This window comes from Paractinoplanes ovalisporus, assembly GCF_016834655.1.
Lineage (GTDB): Bacteria > Actinomycetota > Actinomycetes > Mycobacteriales > Micromonosporaceae > Actinoplanes > Actinoplanes ovalisporus.
The window spans coordinates 127,742-150,360 of the sequence record NZ_JAENHP010000014.1 but is presented as its reverse complement, the minus strand read 5'-3'; the positions used below and the strand labels follow the sequence as shown (position 1 = coordinate 150,360).

Sequence of the window (22,619 nt, the reverse complement as noted above, 5' to 3'; positions counted from 1 at the left end):
CGCGCGCCGGGGAATCGCGCTCTCGGTCGGTCGACCGACCGACTTGGGTAAGCTAACATTCGGTCGACCGACCGACAAGACGTAGCGCGCTCCAGACGGGAACCTGACACGTTGACCGAACGCACCGCCGACACCCCGGTCCAGATCCTCGAGGCGGCGCGCGGCTGCCTGCTCGCCGAGGGGTACGCGAAGCTGTCCACCCGCAAGGTCGCCGACGCGGCGGGCGTGCCGCTCAGCCAGATCCACTACCACTTCGGCGGCAAACAGGGGCTGGTGCTGGCTCTGCTCGACCGCGAGAACAGTCACCTGATCGGGCGGCAGCAGCGGATGTACGCGATCGACGCGCCACTGTGGAAGCGGTACGAGCAGGCGTGCGACTTCCTGGACGACGACATCGCCTCGGGGTACGTCCGGGTCCTGCAGGAGATGATCGCGGCGGGCTGGTCCGACACCCAGGTCGCTCAGCAGATCCTGGGGCTGCTGCAGAGCTGGCAGACGGTGCTGGAGGACGTGGCGGGCAGCACCAGAGCGCGGCTGGGCCCGCTCACCGCGGAGGACGCCGCCGCCCTGATCGGCATGTCCTTCCTCGGTGGCGAGGCGCTGATCCTGCTCGGCGACGAGACCTGGGCCCGGCGGGTACGCGCCGCGCTGCGCAGCCTGGTGACCCTGATCCGGCACATCGAGGAGGCCGACCGGGCCTGAGTCCAAGGTTCACCCGGCCCGGCCGATCGCGGTCAGGTGACGGTGAGGGCGGTGTCGTCGATGACGAAGGAGGTCTTCAGGGAGGAGTCCTCGACGCCGGTGAATTTGATGGTCACGGTCTGGCCGGCGAAAGCGGCCAAGTTGTACGAGCGCAGCGTGTAGGCGCCGGCGTTGAGGTTCGAGAAGACCTGCAGCGTGGTGGAGCCGGCCTGCACGGTCAGTTTGTCGTACTGGGTGGTGGTGGTTGTCTCGGCTGTGCTGATCTTCAGGTAGAAGGACAGCGTGTAGCTGCTGCACCCGGCGGGCGGGGTCACCGACTGGGACAGGGTTTCGGTTCGGGTGGAGCCGTAGCCGTTCAGCCATGCGCTCCTGGTGCCGGAACGGGGGGAGCCCTCACCGGTGTTGGCGGCGATCACGCCGGAGGAGGCGGTCCAGGGGGCGGTCGCGGTTTCGAAGCCGGGATTTCCCAGCTTCTGCCCGGGGCTGGTGCAGGCGCCGGTTCCGGCGACGGTCAGCGCGTACGAGGCACTGTGGCTCGCGGAACCGGCGCCGGTCACGGTGATGGTGTACGAACCGGGGGCCGCGGCCGTGGTGGTGGCGACGGTCATGGTCGACGAGCCGCCGGACGTGACCGACGCGGGGCTGAAGCTCACCGAGACACCAGCCGGGGCGCCGGAGCTCGACAGCGTGACGGTTTGGGCGCTGCCCGACGTGGTGGCTGTGTTGACCGTGGCCGTGGTCGAGGAGCCGGGAGTCACCGTGGCCGTGCCGGGAGCCAGCGACACCGAGAAGTCGTTGGCCGGCGTACTGCCTGTGGTCAGGGCCCAGACGGCGTACAGCTCGGCGTTGGCCCAGCGGCCCAGGGACGTGCTGTTGATGTTCGAGGGGTACGTGTCGCACGCCCGGTGGTAGCAGGGGTCGTACGGCTGCCCGGCCGTGCCGCCCCACTTGGTCACCTGGGCGCTGGTCTTGGTGAAGCTGGCGCCGGTGGAGTTGATCGAGGACGGGATGCCGGCGTTGCGGAACGAGCCGTCGTCGCTGCAGCACTCCGTCGACGTCTCGGTGGGTACGTTGATCGACGTGAAGTATTCGCGCAGCTTCACGGCGATGGCGTCGGTGCCGGTGACGAAGTAGCCGCCGTTGGTGGAGGCGACCATGTCGAACGTGCCGTACGCCTTGATCGCGCTCTTCTGGGCCGTGGTCAGGGAGTTGACGTAGAACTTGGAGCCGATCAGGCCCTGTTCCTCGCCGGCCCACCAGCCGAACCGTACGTGGTTGGTCATGGTCGGGTTGGCCGCGGCCAGCTGGAGCGCGGCTTCCAGCAGCGTGGCCGTGCCGGAACCGTCGTCGTTGATGCCGGGGCCGGCCGACACGCCGTCCGAGTGGGCGCCGAACATGTAGGTGTTGGCGGTGTCGCCGCCCGGCCAGTCGGCGATGATGTTCTTCGCCGAGCCGCCGCTGCAGGTGGTGCAGGTCTGCGCGGTGACGGTGAAGCCCGCCGCTTGCAGCTTCTGCTGCAGATAGGTCGTCGTCGCGGTGTGGCCCGCGGTGCCGGTGGCGCGGTTGCCGCCGTTGCTGCTCGCGAAGTTCTGCAGCTGTTGCAGGTGCGCGTTGACGTCGGCGACATCGATGACGGGTGGGGCAGCTACCAGAGGAGCGGCTGCCGCCGGCAGGGCGCTGAACGCTACCGTTGCCGCGACGAGAGCAGCCGTCACCGTTCCGAGTCTCATGAGGGGTAGCAGAACAAGAACGGGCTCCCCCGCACAAGATATCGAAATACTTATATTTCTCAGCACGCGTGCCGGTGGCGATGTGGTACCCGTCACACTGCGCTGGGGTGGAGCGGGGTGGCGTAGAGATCGAACGTCACCCATGATGATGATCTTCTAAATGACGATCGGGCGCGCCGACGGGCGCGCCCGATCGCGTCTGCATTCGCGCGGGGGATAACTGAGATGCCGCCCTTCAGGATGCCCTTGCGGGTTCCACGTATGTCCAAATTGGACAAAGCAAGCGCCTTGGCGCTGCTGCTCATCGGGACCTATGCGGCCGTTCCGGCCGGTCCGTCGAGAACGGCGCCGGCTCCGGCGCGGTCCGCGGCGGCGCCGATTGCCTGCCCGGCCGCGCCCACGGCTCACGAGGCGGCCCGAGCCGCGGCGCGCAACTGCCGGGGCGAGGTCGCGGTGGCCGAGCTGACCACCGAGTTCGACCAGGCCTGGGCGCTGCCCGACGGCACGATGCGGTGGGAGCACCGCTACCGGCCCGTACGGGTGAAGCGCGATGGCCGGTGGGTGCCGGTCGACACCGACCTGCGCCGGGCCGCGGACGGCACCGTCCGCCCGGCCGTCACATCGACCCCGGTGGTGTTCTCGGGCGGTGGCTCCGGCCCGATGGCCCAGGTCGGCCCGGACGGCGCCATGGTGCGGCTCGGCTCCCCGGTCGGCGCTCTGCCCGCCCCGGTGCTGAACGGCGACACCGCCACCTACGCCGAGGTGCTGCCCGGCGTGGACCTGCGGCTGACCGCCGATGTGGACGGCTACAGCCAGCTGCTGGTCGTGAAGAACCGGCAGGCCGCGGCCGACTCCCGGCTGGCCGCCCTGCGGTTCGCGGTCGAGTCGGACGGGCTGACCGTGAGCGCGGACAAGGCCGGCAACCTGCGGGCCGAGGACGCGAAGGGCCGTCTGCGGCTGGCCGGAAACACGCCGCTGATGTGGGACGCGAACGGCGTACGGGTCGAATCCATGGGCACCACGCTGGCGCAGGCCGCGCTGTTGGTGCGGCCGGATCGGGCGATGCTGGCCGACCCGGCGACCGAGTTCCCGGTCTATATCGACCCGGCGGTCAGCGCCGCCCGCACGAACTACGTCAAGGTCGACTCCGGCAACCCGGCCACGAACTTCATGAACGTGCCGGGCAACGCCCCGGTCGGCACCAACAACGGCGGCACCAACAAATACCGCTCGTTCTTCGACCTCAACGTCGGTGATACGCCGATCGCCGGCAAGTACATCAAGTCGGCGAACTTCCTCATCACCGAGACGTCCTCGGCCACCTGCGTGCCGAAGCAGGTCGACCTGTGGGCCACCGGCTACGCGGGCGCGGCGAACACCTGGAACAACCAGCCGTCCTGGGAGGGGATCCTGGCGTCCCGGACCTCCGCCGGGGGCTTCTCGTCGGCGTGCCCGGCGCAGTCGCTGACGTTCGACTCGACCTCCCTCGTGCGGAGTGCCGCGAAGGGCAGCTGGACCAACGTGACGGTGGCGCTGCGCTCGCCGAGCGAGACCGACAGCCTGTCGTACAAGACCTTCAACAACAACCCGCGGATGGTCATCGACTACCTGCACTACGCACCGGTGGACGGCTGCCCGGGCGGGGTGGCCGTGGACAGCGACTTCAACGGCGACGGCGTGACCGACGTGGCGATCGGTGCCCCGGAGGCGACCGTGGACGGCAAGGCCAAGGCCGGCCAGGTCGTGGTCAACTACGCCGGCAGCAGCCCGCAGCAGATCCTGCGCCAAGGCGCGGGCGGGGTGCCGGACACCGCCGAGGCGGGCGACCAGTTCGGGTACTCGCTGGCCACGTACGACGCGAACCAGGACGGCTGCAGCGACCTGGTGATCGGCGCGCCGTTCGAGGCGGTCGGGTCGGCGGCCGAGGCGGGTGGGGTCGCGGTGCTCTTCGGCGGGCCGGCCGGCCTGTCGTCGGGGATCTGGTACGACCAGAGCAGCGCGGGGATCGCGGACGACCCGGAGGCGTCGGACTGGTTCGGCTACGCCGTGGCGGCCGGCAACACGCCGTCGGGGGAGCCGGTTCTGGCGGTCGGCGCACCCGGCGAGGACGCCGGCACGGTCGTCGACGCGGGCCTGGTGCACTACCGGCTGGGTTCGACGAACGCGACGGTGCCGGGAGCGGGAACCGACGACCGGACCGGCTTCTCGTTGGCCGTCTCGCCGCATCACCTGGCGATCGGCTCACCGGGCCGCGCGAACTCGGGCCTACCGTGGGCGGGCGCGGTGACCGCGTACACCCATGTGGTCAGCGGCAGCACGGTCACGCAGGCGGGCTCTGCTCTCCAGGGAGCCCTGGCCGATTCGACGTTCGGCAAGTCGATCGACCTGGTTCCGGTCAGCGGCACCACGAATTCTCTCCTCGCCGTCGGCGCGCCGGGCATGTCGTGGTCGGGGGTCCTGAACAGCGGGATGGCGTTCACCTATTCGCTGACGCCGACCGCGTCCACGCTGGTGGCGTCGGTGCACCACCCGGCCGCGGCCAAGGGCGACTACCTGGGCGAGACGGTCGCTCTGTCCCGCGGACCGGACCAGACGCTGGTGGCGGGGGCGCCGGGCGACGACCTGACGAGCGGGACCGACGCCGGATACGTGCTCATGTGGCCGGCGGGCGGCACCGGTCGTCCCGTCCCGATCAGGGGCGGGCCGGGCGACAACGCGAACGACGGCACCTTCATGGCGGCCTCCGCGACCGGCCTCTACCTGACCCGGATCGGCACGGGCGAGGTCGCCGCCTACTCCTGGGCCGGGGTGGCGGCCGGAACACCGAGCGTGACGGCCACCTGGTCGGGCGCCGGGGCCTTCGGAACGGCGGTGCGGTGATGCGCCACAACCGACAGCGGAACAACACGGGGAAGGGTCGCGAGATGGCTCTGGGCAGGAGCGTGCGGGGGCACGCCCGGGGAATCGGCTTGGTCACGGGCCTGTTCGCCCTGCTGGCCGGGTCGGTGGCGGTGAGCCCGCCGGCGGCGACCGCCGAGCCGGTGCCGGCCGGCGGCGAGGCCATCCGGCAGACCGAGACGGACGCGGCCGCCGAGGCGGTCAGGACCGGAGCGCCGGTCGAGATCGGCGCGTTCCGTGGCGAGAACCGTTCGGTGTGGGCGAACCCGGACGGCACCCGGACGGCCGAGGAGCACCTGCGGCCGGTGCGTACGCTGCGGGACAAGCGCTGGGTGCCGGTGGACCCGACGCTCGTGCGGGCCGCCGACGGCAGCATCGCGCCCAAGGCGTCGACGGTCGGGCTGCGGCTCTCCGGCGGCGGCGACGCCGCGATGGCGGAGCTGTCGGCCGCGGGCCGATCGATCGAGATGTCCTGGGGCCGCGACCTGCCGGTCCCCACGCTGGAGGGCAACTCGGCCACCTACGCCGAGGTGCTGCCGGGCGTCGACCTGGTGCTGAACGCGGACGTCGACGGCTTCTCGCACGTTCTGGTGGTGAAGACCGCGGAGGCCGCCGCCTTGCCGGAGCTGGACAACATCGTGCTGCCGGTGCGTACCGAAGGCGTCGAGCTGCGGGAGTCGGCCGAGGGCGGAGTCACGGCGGTGGACACGGCCGCCGGTGGCACGGTTTTCGACGCGCTGGCCCCGCGCATGTGGGATTCCGGCGCTGAGGCGCCCCGCGGGACTTCGGCGATGCGCGCGCTGGCCGAGGAGCCCGCCGAGTCGTCGCGGGAGGCCGACGTCGACGTCACCGTCGATTCCGGCGCCCTGACCCTGACACCGGACCAGGCGATGCTCAGCAACCCGCAGACCCGGTTCCCGGTCTTCATCGACCCGGTCTGGAAAGGCTCGTCCCGGTCGCTGTGGTCGATGGTCTCCAAGGGGTACAACAACGAGGCCTACCCCAAGTTCGACGGCAAGGAGTCCGAGGGCGTCGGCGAATGCCCGGTCTCCAGCGGCACCTGCGCCAACACACAGGTCAAGCGGCTCTTCTTCGCGATCCCGACCTCGGCCTACGCGAAGAAGGACATCCTCGAGGCCGACTTCCGGATCACGCTCAACCACACCGCGGACGACAGCAAGGCCCGCGAGGTGCAGCTGTGGACCACGAAGCCCATCACCACCGCCACCACCTGGAGCAACCAGCCGGACTGGCTCGCGAAGCAGGCGTCGGCCTCGCCGACCAAGACCACGCACACCTGCTCCGGGGTGACTCCCAACGTCGAGTTCAACGTGTTCGACGCGGTCAAGGCGTCGGCCGACGTGAGCCGGGGGACGACCACGTTCGGCCTGCGGGCCGCCAGCGAGACCGACGACTCGTACTGGAAACGCTTCTGCAGTAACGCCTCGCTGCAGGTCCGGTACAACACGAAGCCGTCGCGCCCGGCCGACGGTGAGGTCAAGCAGACGCCCGGCGGGGTCTGCCCGCAGACCGCGTCGTACGTCGACACGTTGCCGAAACTGTCGGCGGTCATGCGCGACCTCGACGACAGCCCGAGCGGTACCCGCGAGAAGCTGCGGGCCGAGTTCCGGCTCTGGTGGACCAACAACGGCGTGGCCGGCTCCAAGACATTCCTGACCGGCGAGAACAATTCGGGCGCCTGGTTCTACTATCCGATGGAGACGGTCACCGGGATTCCCGAGAACGTCGTCATCAACTGGCAGGTGCGGGCGAAGGACACCGCCGGCTACGGCGACTACAACAGCAAGGTCTGCAAGTTCATCCTGGACCGTACGTCCCCGGCGCCGCCGGTCATCACGTCGGTGGAGCTGACCGAGGAGGGGCAGACCTTCGACGGGGTCGGCCGCTACGTCACCTTCCTGATCAAGTCGGCCTCGACGGACGCGATCGAGTACCGCTGGGGCCTGAACCAGGACCCGTCGCCCAGCAACGTCGTGCGGCCGGCCACCGGCGGCGGCACGTCCGAGGTGCGGGTGCTCATCAGCAAACCCGACACCGGCTGGTTCTCGGCCCTGGCGGTCGACCGGGCCAGCAAGACGAGCGCGCCGATCTCCTTCGACTTCGTCGCCAACCAGGAGGTCGGCAAGGCGGAGTGGCGGCTCAAGGACGCCGCCGGCTCGACCGAGGCGGCCGCCGCGACCGGCGCCGTGAACGCGGTGGCCCGGGGCGGGGTCCAGTTCGGCGTGCCCGGGCCGGGTGGTCCCGCCGACTACGCCGTCGCCCTCGACGGGCAGTCGGGCAGCCGGCTCACCGGCGGAGCCGCCGTCGTCGACACCTCCCGTAGCTTCAGCGTGAGCACCTGGGCGAAGCTCGCCGACAAGAACGGCGACCACGTCGCGGTCAGCATGGACGGCACCGGGCAGGCCGGATTCACGCTCGGCTACGACAAGACGCTCGACGCGTGGTCGTTCGCAATGCCGACCACCGCCAGCCGCTCGCTGGGCACGTTCCGGGTGACCGGGGGCAAGCCGACGGTGGGCGAATGGGTGCACCTGGTGGGCGCGTTCGACCACGAGAAGCGCAGCCTCACGCTCTATGTCAACGGCGCCTCGGTCGCGACCGGCGCCCGCCGCAGCACGCCGATCGCGCACGGCCCGGTGCAGCTGGGCAGCCGGTTGCGGACCGGCGGCTACGGCGACACCTGGAACGGATCGCTCGGCGACGTGCGGATCTTCGACCGCATCGTCGTCGCGGCCGACATCAGCATGCTGTTCGCGCTGGTGCCGCAGCGCCTGGCCTACTGGCAGCTGAACGAGGGCACCGAGACCGCCACCACGGAGATCGACGGTGGCCCGGCGCTGGCACTGGGCGGGACGCCGGTCTTCTACCGGCCCGCGGACGAGCTGGCGATTCCGGCGCTGGTCGGCGACGGCCACCTGCAGCTGGACGGGGTCGACGACTATGCGGCGACCAGCGTGCCGGTGGCCGAGACCGGTGACAGCTACACGGTCACCGCCCGGGTGCGGCTCACCTCGCTGGACGCGGAGCGGCCGATGACCGTGTTCGCCCAGAGCGGGACCCGCACCAGCGCGTTCCGTGTCCGTTACGCGCCCGGCGAGGACGGCGAGGCCGGCCGCTTCGAGCTGGTGCTGCCGCACGCCGACGAGTCCTCGACCGACCCGGACCGGCGTACGACGGTGTCCAACCTGCTGCCGACCAGCCAGGACAGCGGCATCTTCCTGGCCGTGGTCTACGACAACTTCGCCGACGAGGTGCGGCTCTACGTCGACGGCCAGCTGGTCGACGAGTCGGACGCGCCGTTCGGCCACGCCTGGAAGTCGACCGGTGGCTTCCAGCTCGGCCGGGCGCTGGTCAACGGAGCCTACGGCGAATTCCTCAGCGGCGACATCGACGACGTGCGCGTCTACGCCGGTGTCGCCGGCGCCACCATGGTCCAGCTGCTCGGGCAGCCCCTGAACGAACTGCCGGAGGCCTGACATGCGTCATCGCTCCTCACTGGCCGCCGTGCTGATCGCGACGGTCACCGCCGGACTGCTGAACGCCGGCACGGCCCCGGCCCGGGCGGAGGCCAAGCCCGACGTCCCGACCCCGGTCGCCCGGGAGAAGCCGGTGGTCGCGGGCAACTTCAAGGCCCGGCCGCGCCCGGCGCTGCCGGCCGTGCCGACCAGACTGCCGGTCGCGGCGTGGCCCAAGGCGGCCGCCGCCGAGCTTCCGGCTTCGGGCGCGCCGGCCGACCTCGGCGGCCTGAAGATCGCGGCCAAGGCCGGGCGGGTGCGGGCCGAGGTTCTCGATCAGAGCCGGGCCCGGGCCGCCGGCGTCGGCGGTGTGCTGCTGAACGTGGTGGCCGAGCGGGCCGCCGAGGTGCGCATCGACTACAGCACGATGGCGAACGTCTACGGCGGTGACTACGGGGCACGGCTGCGCCTGGTCCGCACGACGGACGGCACCGAGGTTCCCGCGGTCAACGACGCGGAAGCCAGGACACTGCGCGCGACCGTGCCGGCCACTTCGGCGAGCGGTGTGCTGCTGGCGCTGGCGGCCGACGACACGTCGTCGCAGGGCTCCTACTCGGCCACGTCGATGTCGGCGTCGTCGCAGTGGAGCGTTTCGCCGAACACGGGTGCCTTCACCTGGTCGTACCCGTTCCGGGTGCCGCCGGTTCCGGGTGGGCTCCAGCCCGAGGTCGCGCTCTCGTACTCGTCGCAGGCGGTCGACGGCAAGACGTCGGCCACCAACAACCAGTCGTCCTGGGTGGGCGAGGGCTTCGAGTACGCGTCCGGTTTCGTCGAGCGCAGCTACCGGTCCTGCGACGACGACGGGCACAAGGACGTCGGCGACCTGTGCTGGGCCCGCAACGCCGTCTCCATCTCGCTGGGCGGCCGGGCCGGCACGCTCGTGCAGGACGACGTGTCCGGCGCCTGGCGTATCGCCCAGGACGACGGGTCCCGGGTCGAGCACCTCACCGACGCCACGATCGCCAACGGCGACAACGACGGTGAGTACTGGCGGGTAACCACGAACGACGGCACCCAGTACTGGTTCGGCCGCAACCGGCTGCCCGGCTGGAGCAGCGGCAAGACGGAGACCAACTCGACCTGGGCCGTGCCGGTCTACGGCGACGACACCGACGAGCCCTGCAAGGCCGACACGTTCGCGGCCTCGCACTGCGACCAGGCCTGGCGCTGGAACCTCGACTACGTGGTCGATCCGCGCGGCAACGTCATGTCCTACTTCTACGAGAAGGAGAAGAACTCCTACGCCTTCGCCGGCAAGACGGACGTCAACGGGCGCCAGTACGACCGCGGCGGCTACCTGAAGTACATCGACTACGGCCAGCGGGCCGGCGAGGTCTACAGCGGCGGCCTGGCCCCGGCCCGGATCAGCTTCACGCCGGCCGAGCGGTGCATCGTCAGCGCCGCCGCCTGCGCCAAGGACAAGCTCACCAAGGACACCGCGGTGAACTGGCCCGACACTCCCTTCGACCGCAACTGCAACGTCGACACCAAATGCAGCACCCAGCAGAAGGCGCCGTCGTTCTGGACCCGGATCCGGCTGGTCGAGGTGACCACCCAGATCAAGGCGAGCGCGACCGGCTACTCCGACGTCGAGAAGTGGCGGATCGACCACTCCTTCACCGACAACGGCGACGGCAGCCGCAGCCTCTGGCCCTATCAGATCCGCCGGACCGGTCTCGCCGGCACCGAACTGCCTCTGCCCGTGACCAGCCTCGGCCCGCTGCTGCTGGAGAACCGGCTCGACGACCGGGACAACAAGCCCGACAACCTGTCACCGCTGGTGCGCCCGCGCCTGGCCTCGCTCGACACGGAGTCGGGCGCGCACACCTTCGTCGACTACGCCGACCCGGAGTGCACGCCGACCAGCTATCCCGCGGTGGGCAAGAGCACAAAGCGGTGTTTCCCGGTCAAGTGGACGCCGTCCGGCTACCAGGAGCCCATCACCGACTGGTTCCACAAGTACGTGGTCGAAGAGACGTCGGTCAGCGACCCGGTCGCCGGCACCGACCAGATGATCACCCGGTACGAGTACCTCGGCGGGGCCGGCTGGCGGTACGCGGCCGCCGACGGCGTCACCCTGGACAAGTTCCGCACGTGGAACGACTGGCGTGGGTACGAGCACGTCAAGATCACCGGCGGGGACGGCGTGACCATGCGTACGCGCTCCGATTCGTACTTCCTTCGTGGCCTGCACGGTGACAAGGACCCCGACGGCGGCACCCGCACGGTCACCGTCGAGGACAGCACCGGCAAGACCTACACCGACCGCGACGAGTACGCCGGCCTGCCGCTCGAGACGATCCTCTACAACGGCGCCGCGATCGTGCGGAAGGAGATCACCGAGCCGTGGAGTGAGGAGACCGCGACCGACCAGTACGTCAAGGGGACCACGAAGTACGACTGGGGATCCCTGCACGCCTGGGCGGCCCGTTCGCTGGTGACCCGCGGTTACATCGCCAAGGACACCGGCGGCTGGCGGGAGATGAAGGCCACTCAGAGCTTCGACGCCAAGGCCGGACGCGTCACCCGGCTGGACGACCAGGGCGACCTGGCTACCACCGCCGACGACCGGTGCACGACGACCAGCTACGCCGACGACGAGACCCGCTGGATGCGGACGTACGCGTCCCAGGTCGTGACGGTCGGCGTGGCCTGCGGCAAGACGGCCGACCCGGTCACCCAGACGATCAGCCAGGAGCGGACGTACTACGACAACAGCGACGTGCTCGGCGCCCTCCCCAGCGCGGGTGACGTCACGAAGAACACCGCCCTGTCGGAAAGCACCGCGACCGCGGACACCTTCGTCACCGTGTCGGCCAAGACCTACGACGCCATGCACCGGGTGCTCACCGAGACCGATGCCGAGGGGGCGGTCACGAAGCGCGGGTACGCGACGACGAACGGTCTGACCACCCGGATCGAGACGACGAACCACCTCAACCAGGTCACCGTCGTGACGTACGCGCCGCAGTGGGGTCTGCCGATCCAGGAGACGGACGCCAACAGCAAGGCGACGGTCAACGCGTACGACTCGCTCGGCCGGGTGGTGAAGGTCTGGTTCGCCGACCGGCGCACCACCGTCGACCCGAGCATCAAGTACGAGTACGGCATGACCCGCGACGCCGCCACCTACGTCCGCACCGACCGCATCGGGAACGACGGCGGCTACCGCACCGAGTTCCAGATCTTCGACGGGCTGTTGCGCCCGCGGCAGACGCAGCAGCCGGGGCCGGACGGCGGCCGGCTGGTGACCGACACCTTCTACACGGCCACCGGCCAGGTCAAGCGGAAGAACGACGGCTACTACGCGGCCGGCGCTCCCTCCGCGGTCCTGCTCGACGAGGACGAGATCCGCAACGGCGAGGTTGCCGGGCAGCAGATCTTCCAGTACGACGGCGCCGACCGGATGACCGTGGAGATCTACGCGGTGGCCGGCGACGAGAAGTGGCGGACGACCACGCGCTACGGCGGTGACCGGGTGCACGTCGACCCGCCGCTGGGCGGGACGCCCACCACCCGGCTGCAGGACGTGCAGGGCCACACCACCGAGCTGTGGCAGGCCAAGGACCGGGCCCGCAGCGGATACGACAAGATCAAGTACGGGTACACCACGTCGGGACAGCTGAAGAGCGTGCAGGACGCGGCTGGCAACGACTGGTCGTTCACCTATGACCTGCTCGGGCGCAAGCTGACCGCCGACGACCCGGACGCGGGCGCGAGCGAGTTCAAGTACGACAAGGCGGGCCGCCTGACCTGGATGAAGACCGGCCGGGGCGATCATCTGTTCACCACGTACGACAAGCTCGGCCGGCGTACGGCGATCTATCTCGGCGACAATGCCTCGGGCACCAAACTGGCCGGTTGGACCTACGACCAGTACCACAAGGGGCAGTTGTCGTACTCACAGCGCTTCGAGGGGACCAGCACCTACAGCATCGCCTACCCGCTGCGCGACTACGCGTACCGGCCGCTGACGACCAGGTACATCGTGCCGACGGGCGAGGGCAAACTGGCCGGCACGTACGACTTCACGGCCACCTTCAACCCGGACGGCACCCAGCAGGGCAGCAGCTCGCCGGTCACCGGTGACCTGCCGGCCGAGTCGCTGGTCTACGGCTACGACGACCTGCAGCGCCGGACGACCGTGACCGGCTCGCTGTCGACGTATCTCACCGGCTCGCTGACCAACCACACCGGCGCGCCCACGCAGCTGAGCATGTCCACCGGCGCCAAGACGATGGCCGAGCTCACCATGGAATACGAGAAGGGGACCGGGCGCCTGAAGCGGGCGACGACGAAGTCGCGGGTGGACGGCGCGCTGACCCCGCAGACCGACCTCCGCTACGAGCACGACCAGGCCGGAAACATCCTCTCCATCGACGACGCGCCGGAGGGCGGGCGGCACGAGAAGCAGTGCTTCACGTACGACTACCTGCAGCGGCTGACCGGCGCGTGGGCCTCGGACACCAGCGCCCAGGACTGCTCGGTCGCGCCCGCCGCCGACACGACGCTGAACGGCCCGGCGCCGTACTGGTCCTCGTACACCTATGACGAGGCCGGCAGCCGGCAGCAGGAGATCGCGCACGACGTCGACGGCGACGAGGACGTCCTGCTGCGCTACGTCTATCCGGAGGCGTCGCAGCAGAAGACGCTGACCGCGGTGGAGACCACGACCGCGGACGGGCAGAAGTCGACCCGGGAGTACAAGTACGACGCCGGCGGCAACACGATCCAGCGGCCGGGCGCCACCGCCACGCAGACCCTGTCGTGGACGGCGGAGGGCCGGCTCAAGCAGATCGACGAGGGCGGGCGCAAGACGTCGTACGTGTACGACGCCGACGGCAACCGCCTGTTGCGCAAGCAGACCGACGCGAACACGCTCTATCTCCCGACCACGGAGCTCAAGCTCACGCTCGCGACGAACACGGTCACCGCGACCCGCTACTACGACCTGGGCGCGGGCGCGGTCGCCATCCGGAGTGCCGCCGGGGTCGGCTTCACCATCGGCGATCACCAGGGCACCGCGGCGGTCGCCGTCGACGCGGCCACAGGCGCCGCGCAGCGCAAACGGACGACGCCGTTCGGCGGGGCCCGCGGGGCCGCGCCGGGCACGTGGCCCAGCTCGCGAGGCTTCGTCGGCGGCCTCGTCGACGAGCCGGAGGGCCTGACGCACCTGGGTGCCCGCGATTACGACCCGGTGATCGGCCGGTTCGTCTCGCCCGACCCGGTGGTGGACTACCTGCGATCGCAGCAGATCCACGGCTACACGTACTCGGACAACAACCCGGTCACCATGTCCGACCCGAGCGGCGAGAACCCGTGGGAGGCCATGTACGGGATCGTCCAGGCCGGGCTGAAGGCGTACTACGACGCGGGCGGAAAGGTGAACGGTTCGTCGTCCGACCACGACGTGGCCGTCCGGGTGCGGGTGGCCAACCTGCGGCGCAACTATCCGAACGCGCACATCAAGTTCGACTACAAGAACAAGTACCAGGGCGCCGACATCATCTGTTACGACTGCTCCCCGGACGCGGTCTGGGTGTGGGAGGTCAAACCGGTCGGCAGCGAGAGCGCGGCTGCCAATCAGGTCAACGACATCAGGGACAAGCTGCAGGAGAACCTGCGATATCGGACGATCGGGAAGCAGGAGCAGGTGCGGGTCGTCCGAGGACCGGTCGGCGCGTTCAAACCGATCGACGAGTATGCGATCGCCTCCAACGGGCACAACGAGGTTCTCAAGGTCACGTCGGCGGCCGACGGCGTCGAGATCTACGAGGTCCACAAGGGTAGGGACGAACCGGACGAGGCCGCGTTCCGGCTTCAGCGCGAGACCAACAAGATCGCGTCGGAGGAGGAGACGAGGTTCCAGGAAGAGAACTTCGAGCGCACCCGGTGGGGACCCAAGGACGCCGGGGCGGTCACGTCGGATCCCGCCGCGGACGCCCTCGTGATCGGGCCGATCGCTCTGGGCGCGGCGGCTTGTATCTTGTACTGCGGTCCGGCGGCGGTCGGTGCCGGAGCGAGGTGGCTGTGGCGCGCCATCAAGCCGGACCAGCAGCCTGCCATGCGCCGGGGCGACTGGGATCTGGCCGGCTGACGCCGGGCGCCGACTGAGGAGAGATTATGTCCATCGACGATCCGATGTTCGACGGACTGGTGGGCGTCCGGATGTCGTTCGACGTGTCGAGGCAGTCGGCGCCCGCCGGGGCGGTGATTCGGCTGTGGTTCGAGTCGGCGTGGGCCGAGCTGGGGGGCGTCCTCAAGGAGCGGGTGGCTGCGGGGGTGCCCGACGACATCTCCGTGATGGCTACGACCGGACTCGAGGGCGCCGACCTGGACGACATGTTCTTCGAGGACGACATGACCAGGTGGCCGGAGTATCTCGACCGGCTGTCCGCGGGAACCTACGTCGGCGCGATGTTTCGCGTCACGGCGAGCGAGGGCGGGTCGCCGCTGCCCTACTACCGCACCGATGACCGCGTCGTGTGCTTCATGTATCGGACCGGCGATGTCGTCCAGCTCATCGTCGAGAGCAAGGAGAAGTTCTGGTACGCCGATCCGGCTCGGGAGGCCGCGGTGGCGGCCTTCCTCGGGCGGATGGTGCGTTCCTGCGACGTCGACTACGCCGAGGCCAGCTTCGCGTACGGCTCGATCATGACGTGCGTCGAGGAGTACACCGGCCAGTTCTGGGCGACAGCAGCCGGGACGGCACGCCGGCAGCTGCGTGGCTACGCCTGGCTGACGGTGGTGCCGTCGTCGCTGGTGCCCCAGGTCGGCGGGGCCGCCGGGCTGCGGTCGAGCGGCGCGTTCTGGGCGGTGGAGGAGCTGCCCGGCGGTGCGGTGCTGCTGCGGGCCACCGAGCATTTCGGCGACTATCGGGATGCCGAGGCGGCCCGGGTGCTCGACGTTCTGCGGCCGGTGCTGCCCTCGGACACGCCGGCGTCGGCGTTCCGCCGGAAGGTCGACATCTGGCGGCGCAGAGCGGTGTAGCTCTGCGCCGACGGCAGGTGCGGCTGATCGGCCCGGGAACAGATGGGGTCAGAGCGGGTGGCACTCGGCGCGCTCGCCGGGGCGTACGTCGTAGCAGCCGTACTGCAGGCCGACGGCTGACTGGTCGAGGACGCCGCCGCTGAAATAGAGCACCGACACCCAGCCCCAACGGCCGTTGCCGGCCTGGGTGTAGGCCCACCAGAAATTGTGGGTCGAATTGTGGTCGTACGGCTCGCCGGGCTGCTGACCCAGGAACCATTGGGTGCCGCCCCCGGCCACGTTTCCGACGGGGCCGGAATTGGGGTCGGGCCGGCTCATGACCGGGATGTCACCGGGGTCGAGCGTGCAGTTCTGACCCTTCAACCGGGCGGCGGGGATCCACGTCGGAACGGAACAGTTGCCGCCACCGCCGCCGGCCGCGTTGGTGGCTATCCAGTCGCCCAGCGATGCGACACCGTTGCTGCTGATGAGGTCGACGCCGCCGTACAGCGCATCGGTCCAGAAGTCGCTGCCGCCGGGGCAGTTGTCGGGGGCCAGAACCCGTACGTGATGTCCTGTGCTCTGGGCTTTGGTGATGTTGTCCCAATGCTTCGTCTGGAGCGGGTTGTTGGCGTTGTAGGTGCAGTCCTCGTTCATGCCGACGCTGGGGAAGCTGATCACCGGGACCAGGTCCGCGTTGTACTGGTCGCGGTCGACGCCGAAACTGCCGTCCAGGAAGGCGTACGTGTCGGCCTGCTGGGCGAGCAGCCCGCGTACGGAGTTGTGGCCGTCGCCGCCCGCCGGGAGCTGATCGTCGTTGTGGCTGCCGGTGATGACCACCTGCACCGGACCCCATTGCCGGGCCGTGCCGTCGACGTGGAAGAGCATTTCCCGGTACGGGGTGAGCGCGTCCATGATCTTCCGGGCCACCACCAGCGGGTTGTTCGGGTCGGTGGCCGCCGCGGCCGGGTCCTCGGGCAGCGCGCAGACGCCCGCGGCCGTGGCGCAGCCGATCTCGACGAAGAGCAGGACCGGCTGGTGGTATCCCGGATATACCCGGCCGCCGGTGGCGTTCACCCGGCTGCTGAGTCCCCGCAGGTAGGTCGCCTCGAACGGCCGGGCGGTGATCCGGGCGTTGCGCGGGTCGCGGCAGGTGCCGCCGTCGAGGTGGTGGCAGAGCTCCAGGTTGCCCTCGCGCAGCACGACGTCGGCCTCGAAGCTGGTGAAGCGGTGGGCGAGCGCGTCCTGCAGCGGCTGCGGGTTGAGATAGTCGTCGTGGGCCGCCGCATGGTCCAGGGGAGTCATCCCCGGCGCCACCGGGGCGGGCGGGCTCGTCGGTTTGTCCGGTTCCTGGCCGCGCGGGACCACCAGCGCGGTGACGCCGGCCAGCACCAGCGCTCCGAGCAGGCCGGCGATCGGCGCCCGCCATCGGCGGGGCCGGCGGGTGGTGAAATAGCCGTCGAGGACGACGGGCTCGGTGACCTGGAGCGCGGGCACGGCGCTCGGGGCTCGTTCGTCGGCCCGGCGCGCCGCTTCGAGAAGAGTCGACACGTGCGTGCCGGCCACCGCGAGGCGGTCCGCGTCGCCGTCGGGGAACGGCTCGCCGGCGATGAGATGGGCGGCCCGGGCGATCGCGACGACCAGGGCCGGGTCGGTGACGCGGGAGGGGTCGCCGGCGAGGACCGCGGCCACGTCGTCCTTGTCGACCGACAGGCCGGGGGCCAGCCGGTGGGTGCGGATCACCTCGGCCAGGTGGCGCAGGGAGGCGGGCTGCCGGCGGCGTCGCGGGGGAGGGGAGCCGGGCGGCGGGGTGTAGACACCGACCCGGGCGGCGTGCGCGACCAGGGCGTTGAGCTGGGAGGTCAGCAGCTGGGTGGCGTCGTGGACGTCGGCCCACCACGGCGACAACGGTTCCGGCACGCTGCCCCACCCCCTTCCGGACATCGACGATTATGCCGCCCGGGTGAGAAACGGTCGGAGTCGGTCGGATTCCGCCGTTCGGGCCGGCCGGGCCGCGATGATCGACGGGGATGAGCGGGAACGGGCAGCCGAACGGGGGAACGACGGCACATGGCGTACGGCTACGACGTCGTCGTTCGACTGCCCGTCCCGCTCGCCAGCAAGCGGCGGATGCTGTCGGCCTCGTACATGTCGTGCTCGACGTAGAGGTTCAGCGCCCGCTCGAAGAACCCACGGGCGCCGACTGGATCTCCTTGCTCCGCCAGGGTGTGGCCGAGACCGGTGTACGCCCGCGCCCGCTGTTCGGCCATGCCGTCGTCACCGGTGATGGCCAGCGCCGCCTCGAAGTGGGCGACCGACAACTCCAGCCGGCCGGCCGCGCGGGTCGCCTCGCCGAGCCCGTTGCGGATGTCGGCCTCGGCGACCCGGTCGCCGACCTCGCGTTTGAGCGCCAGCGCCTGCTCGTGCAGGGTGATGGCCCGTTCCGGATCGCCCCGGCGGGTGTGGACCAGGCCGAGGGCGTCCAGGGCGTCCGCCTCGAAGTTGCGGTTGCCGAGCCGGCGGCTCAGGGCCAGCGCCTCCTGGCCGTGCTGCTGGGCCTCGTCGAGCCGGCCGCACCGCGTCTCGATGTCCGCCATGTTGCTCAGGGCCTTGGCGGCGCTGTCGAGGTCGCTCAGCTCCTGGTGGATCGCGAGCGCCCGGGTCAGGTAGTCGATCGCCTCGTCGAAGTTGCCGAGCGTCCCCTCGTTGTAGCCGAGGTTGTGCAGGGACCGCGATTCCCCGATCCGGTCGTCGGCCTCGAGATAGAGGGCGTGCGCCTTCTCGTAGTGGACCTTCGCCGCGGCCGGACCGCGGTGATAGAAGGTCAGGTTGGCCAGGTTCATCACGGTGTGGGCCTGACCGCGAACGTCGTTGATGCTGCGGAACAACTCGACCGAACGCTCCAGACGATCGGCCGCCCGCTCGTTCTGACCCAGGTTGGTGAAGGCGACGCCCTGCGCCGACAGGGCTTTGGCCTCGGACCGGGCGTCACCGATCGACCGGGCCGCCGCGGCCGCCCGGTCGTTCATGGCCAGCAGGTCGCGATAGCTCGTGTAGAGCAGGTAGGAGAACAGCACTTCCGCGAGACGGGTGGTGTGGGTCGGCCATTCGTGGTCCGCGGCGTACGTGGCGACCACCAACAGCGTGGGGTGTTCGGCGCTCAGCCACGCCGAGGCGGCATCCGAGCCGGTCAGGGCCGGCACGGGCGCGGTTGTCGGCGGGGCCGGCGGCCGGCGGTCGGCGCCCGTGGGATACAGGATCTTCATCGCGCCCACGGTGGTGGCCAGGTAGTGGTCGAACAGGCGGGTCAGCGCCGCCCGCCGATCGGCCGGTCGTTCCTGCTCGTGGGCGCGCTCGGCCGCGTACAGGCGGATCAGGTCGTGCTGTGTGTAGCGGTCGTCGCCCGCGAGCGTGACCAGGTGATCCTCGTACAGCTGCCGGAGCCCGGTCCGTACGGACTCCAGGTCGCCCCCGGTCAGCGCGGCCGCCGCGTAGGCGTCGAAGTCTTCGGCCGGGTGCAGCGCCACCAGCCGGAGCAAGCGTTGCCGGTCGGCGTCCAGATTCTCGTACGACCGGTCGAGCGCGAGGGTCACGCCGTCGTCGAGGCGCCCGGCCCGGCGGCGCTCGTCGAGCCACTCCGCGTGGTCGGCCAGAGCCCAGCCCGGTTTCGCCCGCACCTGCGCCGCGATCAGGCCGAGCGCCAGCGGCAGCCGTCCGCAGAGTTCCGTGATGCGGGCCGCGGCGTCCGGGTCCTCGTGCACCGCGGCCTCGCCGACCTCGTCGGTCAGCAGCCGCAACGCCTCGGGCCGGCCGAACACGTCGAGGGTCAGCGAGACGGCCGGGTTGAGCGCGTCGAGACTGCGCCGGCTGGTGACCAGCACCGAACAGCCCGGCACGCTCGGCAGCAGGGGCCGCACCTGGTCGGCGTCGACGGCGTTGTCCAGCACGATGAGCGTACGGGAGCCGGAAAGCCGCTCGTTGTAGAGCCGCCGGCAGGCGTCGAGGTCGTGCGGGACGTTCGAGCCGGACACGCCGAGCTGCCGCAGAAAGCCGTCCAGCACCGCGACCGGGTCGGCCGGCGGGTGCCCCGGGTCAGGATCAAAACCGCGAAGACTGACGAAGAGCGTTTTCTCGTACGGGACCTGGTGGGCCGCCCGCACGGCCAGCTGGGTCTTCCCGACTCCGGCCATCCCCTCGATGGTGGCGATCACGACCGGCCCGTACGGGGTGAGCGTGTCCCGCAGGCGGCGTAACTCCTCCTCCCGGCCGGTGAACAGCGGCAGCTCCGGGGGCAGGGCGCCGTACACGCGTACCTGCGAAGCCGCCCGCCGCTGGCCGGCGACGATCTGCAACGCCTGCTGCCATTGCGCCAGGTACGCCGGATCGGGATGCAGCACCTGCACGATCGCCGTGACCAGTTCCACGCTGAGCCGGCGCCGCCCGGGACGGAAGCAGTCGCCCACGGTGGTGCGCCCGACCAGCTCGCTGCTCGGCCGGCCGGAACGGCGCCACGCGGCGTTGACCAGGGTGGTGATCCGCGCGTAGGACGGATCGCCGGCCCAGACCTTGAGCGCGTGCAGCCGTCCGGTCAGCTCGTCCATCGACATCGCCACCCCGGGGTCGGGCGGTTCCGGACGGTCGTCGCGCGGCGGCGGCGCGTTGACGGCCTGAGCCTTGGTGATGGCCCGATGCAGCGTCGCCAGGCTCGGCACGCGCGCGCCGCCGGCCTCGGCCACCAGTTCCCGGTGCAGTGCGGATACGTTGCCACCCCAGTGCGCCAGCCGATCGAGCAGCGCGGCATCGACGACGAACTCAACGCGATCCAAAAGTGGCAGTCCCCCGGTCGTACGACATGAAATCCGTTCACGACCCTATCGCGGCGGGGCCATGACCCCAGGTGGTGGCAGCACCACCGCAAAGACGGGGGACGGCCGGTCTGACTCGGCGCCGGCCGAAACCTAGCGTCGGACGCATGAGGAAACTGCTGAGTTTGAGCATCGCGGGGGCGCTCATCGCATCCTCGCTCGTGGTGGCCGCGCACCCGGCCACGGCGGCGACCGGCCAGGTGGTCTCGGTCACCGCCCGGCACACCTATCCGACCCGGGGTGACGTCGACGCGGCGCTGAGCGCCGACAAGTTCGACCCGGGAACCGACCGCTACGGCGTACGGACGTACCGGCTCGTCTATCGCACGACCGACGCCACCGGGAAGCCCACCACGGCCAGCGGCCTGGTCGCCCTGCCCATCAACGACCAGCGGAAACTCCGTACGGTGTCGTTCGGGCACGGCACCTCGATCTACCGGGGTGACGCCCCGTCCACCTCGGACGACGTGTTCCTGACCGGGCCGGCCCTGACGTTCGCGTCGGCCGGGTTCGCGGCGGTCGCACCCGACTACCTCGGCCTCGGCGCCGGGCCGGGTCCGCACCCGTGGATGGACGTGCCGTCGGAAACCACGGCATCACTCGACCTGCTGCGGGCCGCGCGCGTTTTCGCCCGTACGGAGGGAAGGGTGTTGACTCGCGACGTCTACGCCTCCGGCTTCTCGCAGGGTGCTTCGGCGGCCCTCGGACTGGCCCGGGCGTTGCAGGCGGGAGCCGATCCGTGGTTCCGGGCGGCCGCGGTCGCCCCGATCAGCGGCGCCTACGACTTCCGGCGCGCGGAGATCCCGGCCCTGTTCACGCCGGCCGTCCACCCGGTGCTGGCCAGCGCCTACACGACCTATCTGCTGGCCGCGTTCGACCGGTTGCACGACATCTATCCCACGCCCGGGTACGTGTTCCGGAAGCCGTACGTGGGCCTGCCCGAGCTCTTCGACGGCACCCACACCGGCCAGGAGGTCATCGAGGCGCTGCCGGCCACGATCGACGACCTGCTCACGCCCGCCGGCAAGGCGATGCTGCTGCACCCGGCCGGGCGTTTCGCGGCGGCGCTGGCCGAGGCCGACAGCGTCTGCACCAACTGGGCGCCGCGGATGCCCGTACGGCTCTACTACAGCCCCGGTGACGAGGAAGCCGTGAACGCCAACACGGACAGTTGCCACCGCGCGCTCGGCGCCCCGAAGGTCGACCTCGGCGTCAACACCTCCTACAACGGTTTTGTCCACGAGGGGTCCGAGGTGCTGGGCGTGCCCGCCGCGACCCGGTGGTTCATCGAGCTGGGCAACTGAGCCCCGCCCCGGCCGTCGCACCCGGCGGCCGGGGCCCGTCGCGCTTCCGGGTGACGTCGGCCTCATCGCTGTTTTGTCGCTTTGTCCGGGGGCAATCCGGAACACGATCAAACAGGTTCGGGGAGGACGCTCGGTGGATATTGACGGTCTTCTAGCCGGTGTCGAGCGTCGGGCCCGTCTGCACGGCCGGCGTGAGAGCCTTCGTGTGGTCAGCGGCGTGGTCGGTGCCCTGGCCGACGTGCTTCCGGCGCGCTCGCTGGAGTTGCTGGCCCCGCATCTGCACGGCGAGATCCGCGAGCAGATGGACGGCCGCGTACGGGTGGAGACGCCGGCCACCTGCCGCGCCTTCCTCGGGCGGGTCGCTTCGGTCCTGTACGTGGACGAGCCCGACAACGCTTTCCTGGCGCGGGTGGTGCTGGAGCACCTCAACGCGTCCCTGCGCGTGATCAGCCCAGCGGCGTTCGCCCACCTGGTCGCCCCGGACCTGCGTCCGTTGCTGCGCTCGGGCCGGCCGCCGGTGGCGACCCGTGCCGCCGCGAGGCCGGCCGCTCTCACGGCCAAGGTCCGGATGCCCGCGGTGGCACCGGCCCAACTCGCCTGACGCCCTTTCGCCGC

General features: G+C 70.6%; 10 protein-coding genes. 7 read left to right on the top strand and 3 right to left on the bottom strand.

Annotation, left to right across the window (positions count from 1 at the left end):
- Positions 1-111 precede the first annotated feature (111 nt).
- The gene (locus JIG36_RS33095) at positions 112-702 is read left to right on the top strand and encodes a TetR/AcrR family transcriptional regulator (protein ID WP_203380342.1); all 591 of its coding nucleotides are present in this window, start codon (positions 112-114) and stop codon (positions 700-702) included.
- A gap of 32 nt (positions 703-734) precedes the next feature.
- On the opposite strand, the gene JIG36_RS33090 is transcribed toward JIG36_RS33095, so the two are convergent.
- A complete protein-coding gene (locus JIG36_RS33090; RefSeq protein WP_203380341.1) occupies positions 735-2,432 on the bottom strand; it encodes a M20/M25/M40 family metallo-hydrolase in 1,698 nt (565 codons plus the stop codon).
- A 261-nt stretch (positions 2,433-2,693) separates the two neighbouring features.
- Between JIG36_RS33090 and JIG36_RS33085 the strand changes: the two genes are divergently transcribed.
- From JIG36_RS33085 to JIG36_RS33070, 4 genes are read left to right on the top strand one after another with little or no spacing between them, the layout of a single operon-like run.
- Positions 2,694-5,312 (top strand): DNRLRE domain-containing protein, encoded by a 2,619-nt coding sequence (locus JIG36_RS33085; protein WP_203380340.1) that lies wholly within the window; start codon positions 2,694-2,696, stop codon positions 5,310-5,312.
- 44 nt (positions 5,313-5,356) lie between these two features.
- On the top strand, positions 5,357-8,827 hold the full coding sequence (locus tag JIG36_RS33080) for a LamG domain-containing protein (protein WP_203380339.1): 3,471 nt from the start codon (positions 5,357-5,359) through the stop codon (positions 8,825-8,827).
- Between the two features lies 1 nt (position 8,828).
- Complete coding sequence (locus tag JIG36_RS33075) at positions 8,829-14,963, top strand: RHS repeat-associated core domain-containing protein (protein WP_203380338.1); 6,135 nt, start codon at positions 8,829-8,831, stop codon at positions 14,961-14,963.
- 26 nt (positions 14,964-14,989) lie between these two features.
- Positions 14,990-15,856 (top strand): hypothetical protein, encoded by an 867-nt coding sequence (locus JIG36_RS33070; RefSeq protein ID WP_203380337.1) that lies wholly within the window; start codon positions 14,990-14,992, stop codon positions 15,854-15,856.
- A gap of 48 nt (positions 15,857-15,904) precedes the next feature.
- On the opposite strand, the gene JIG36_RS33065 is transcribed toward JIG36_RS33070, so the two are convergent.
- Positions 15,905-17,755 carry a hypothetical protein gene (locus tag JIG36_RS33065; RefSeq protein WP_203380336.1) on the bottom strand — a complete coding sequence of 617 codons (1,851 nt, stop codon included), beginning with the start codon at positions 17,753-17,755 and terminating at the stop codon, positions 15,905-15,907.
- A gap of 161 nt (positions 17,756-17,916) precedes the next feature.
- The gene (locus JIG36_RS33060) at positions 17,917-20,661 is read right to left on the bottom strand and encodes an ATP-binding protein (RefSeq protein WP_203380335.1); all 2,745 of its coding nucleotides are present in this window, start codon (positions 20,659-20,661) and stop codon (positions 17,917-17,919) included.
- 146 nt (positions 20,662-20,807) lie between these two features.
- Here JIG36_RS33060 and JIG36_RS33055 point away from each other — a divergent pair, with 146 nt between their 5' ends.
- Positions 20,808-22,004 (top strand): alpha/beta hydrolase family protein, encoded by a 1,197-nt coding sequence (locus JIG36_RS33055; RefSeq protein WP_236048651.1) that lies wholly within the window; start codon positions 20,808-20,810, stop codon positions 22,002-22,004.
- Between the two features lie 133 nt (positions 22,005-22,137).
- Positions 22,138-22,605, top strand: coding sequence for a DUF2267 domain-containing protein (locus JIG36_RS33050; protein ID WP_203380334.1), 468 nt, complete (start codon positions 22,138-22,140; stop codon positions 22,603-22,605).
- Positions 22,606-22,619: the final 14 nt, after the last annotated feature.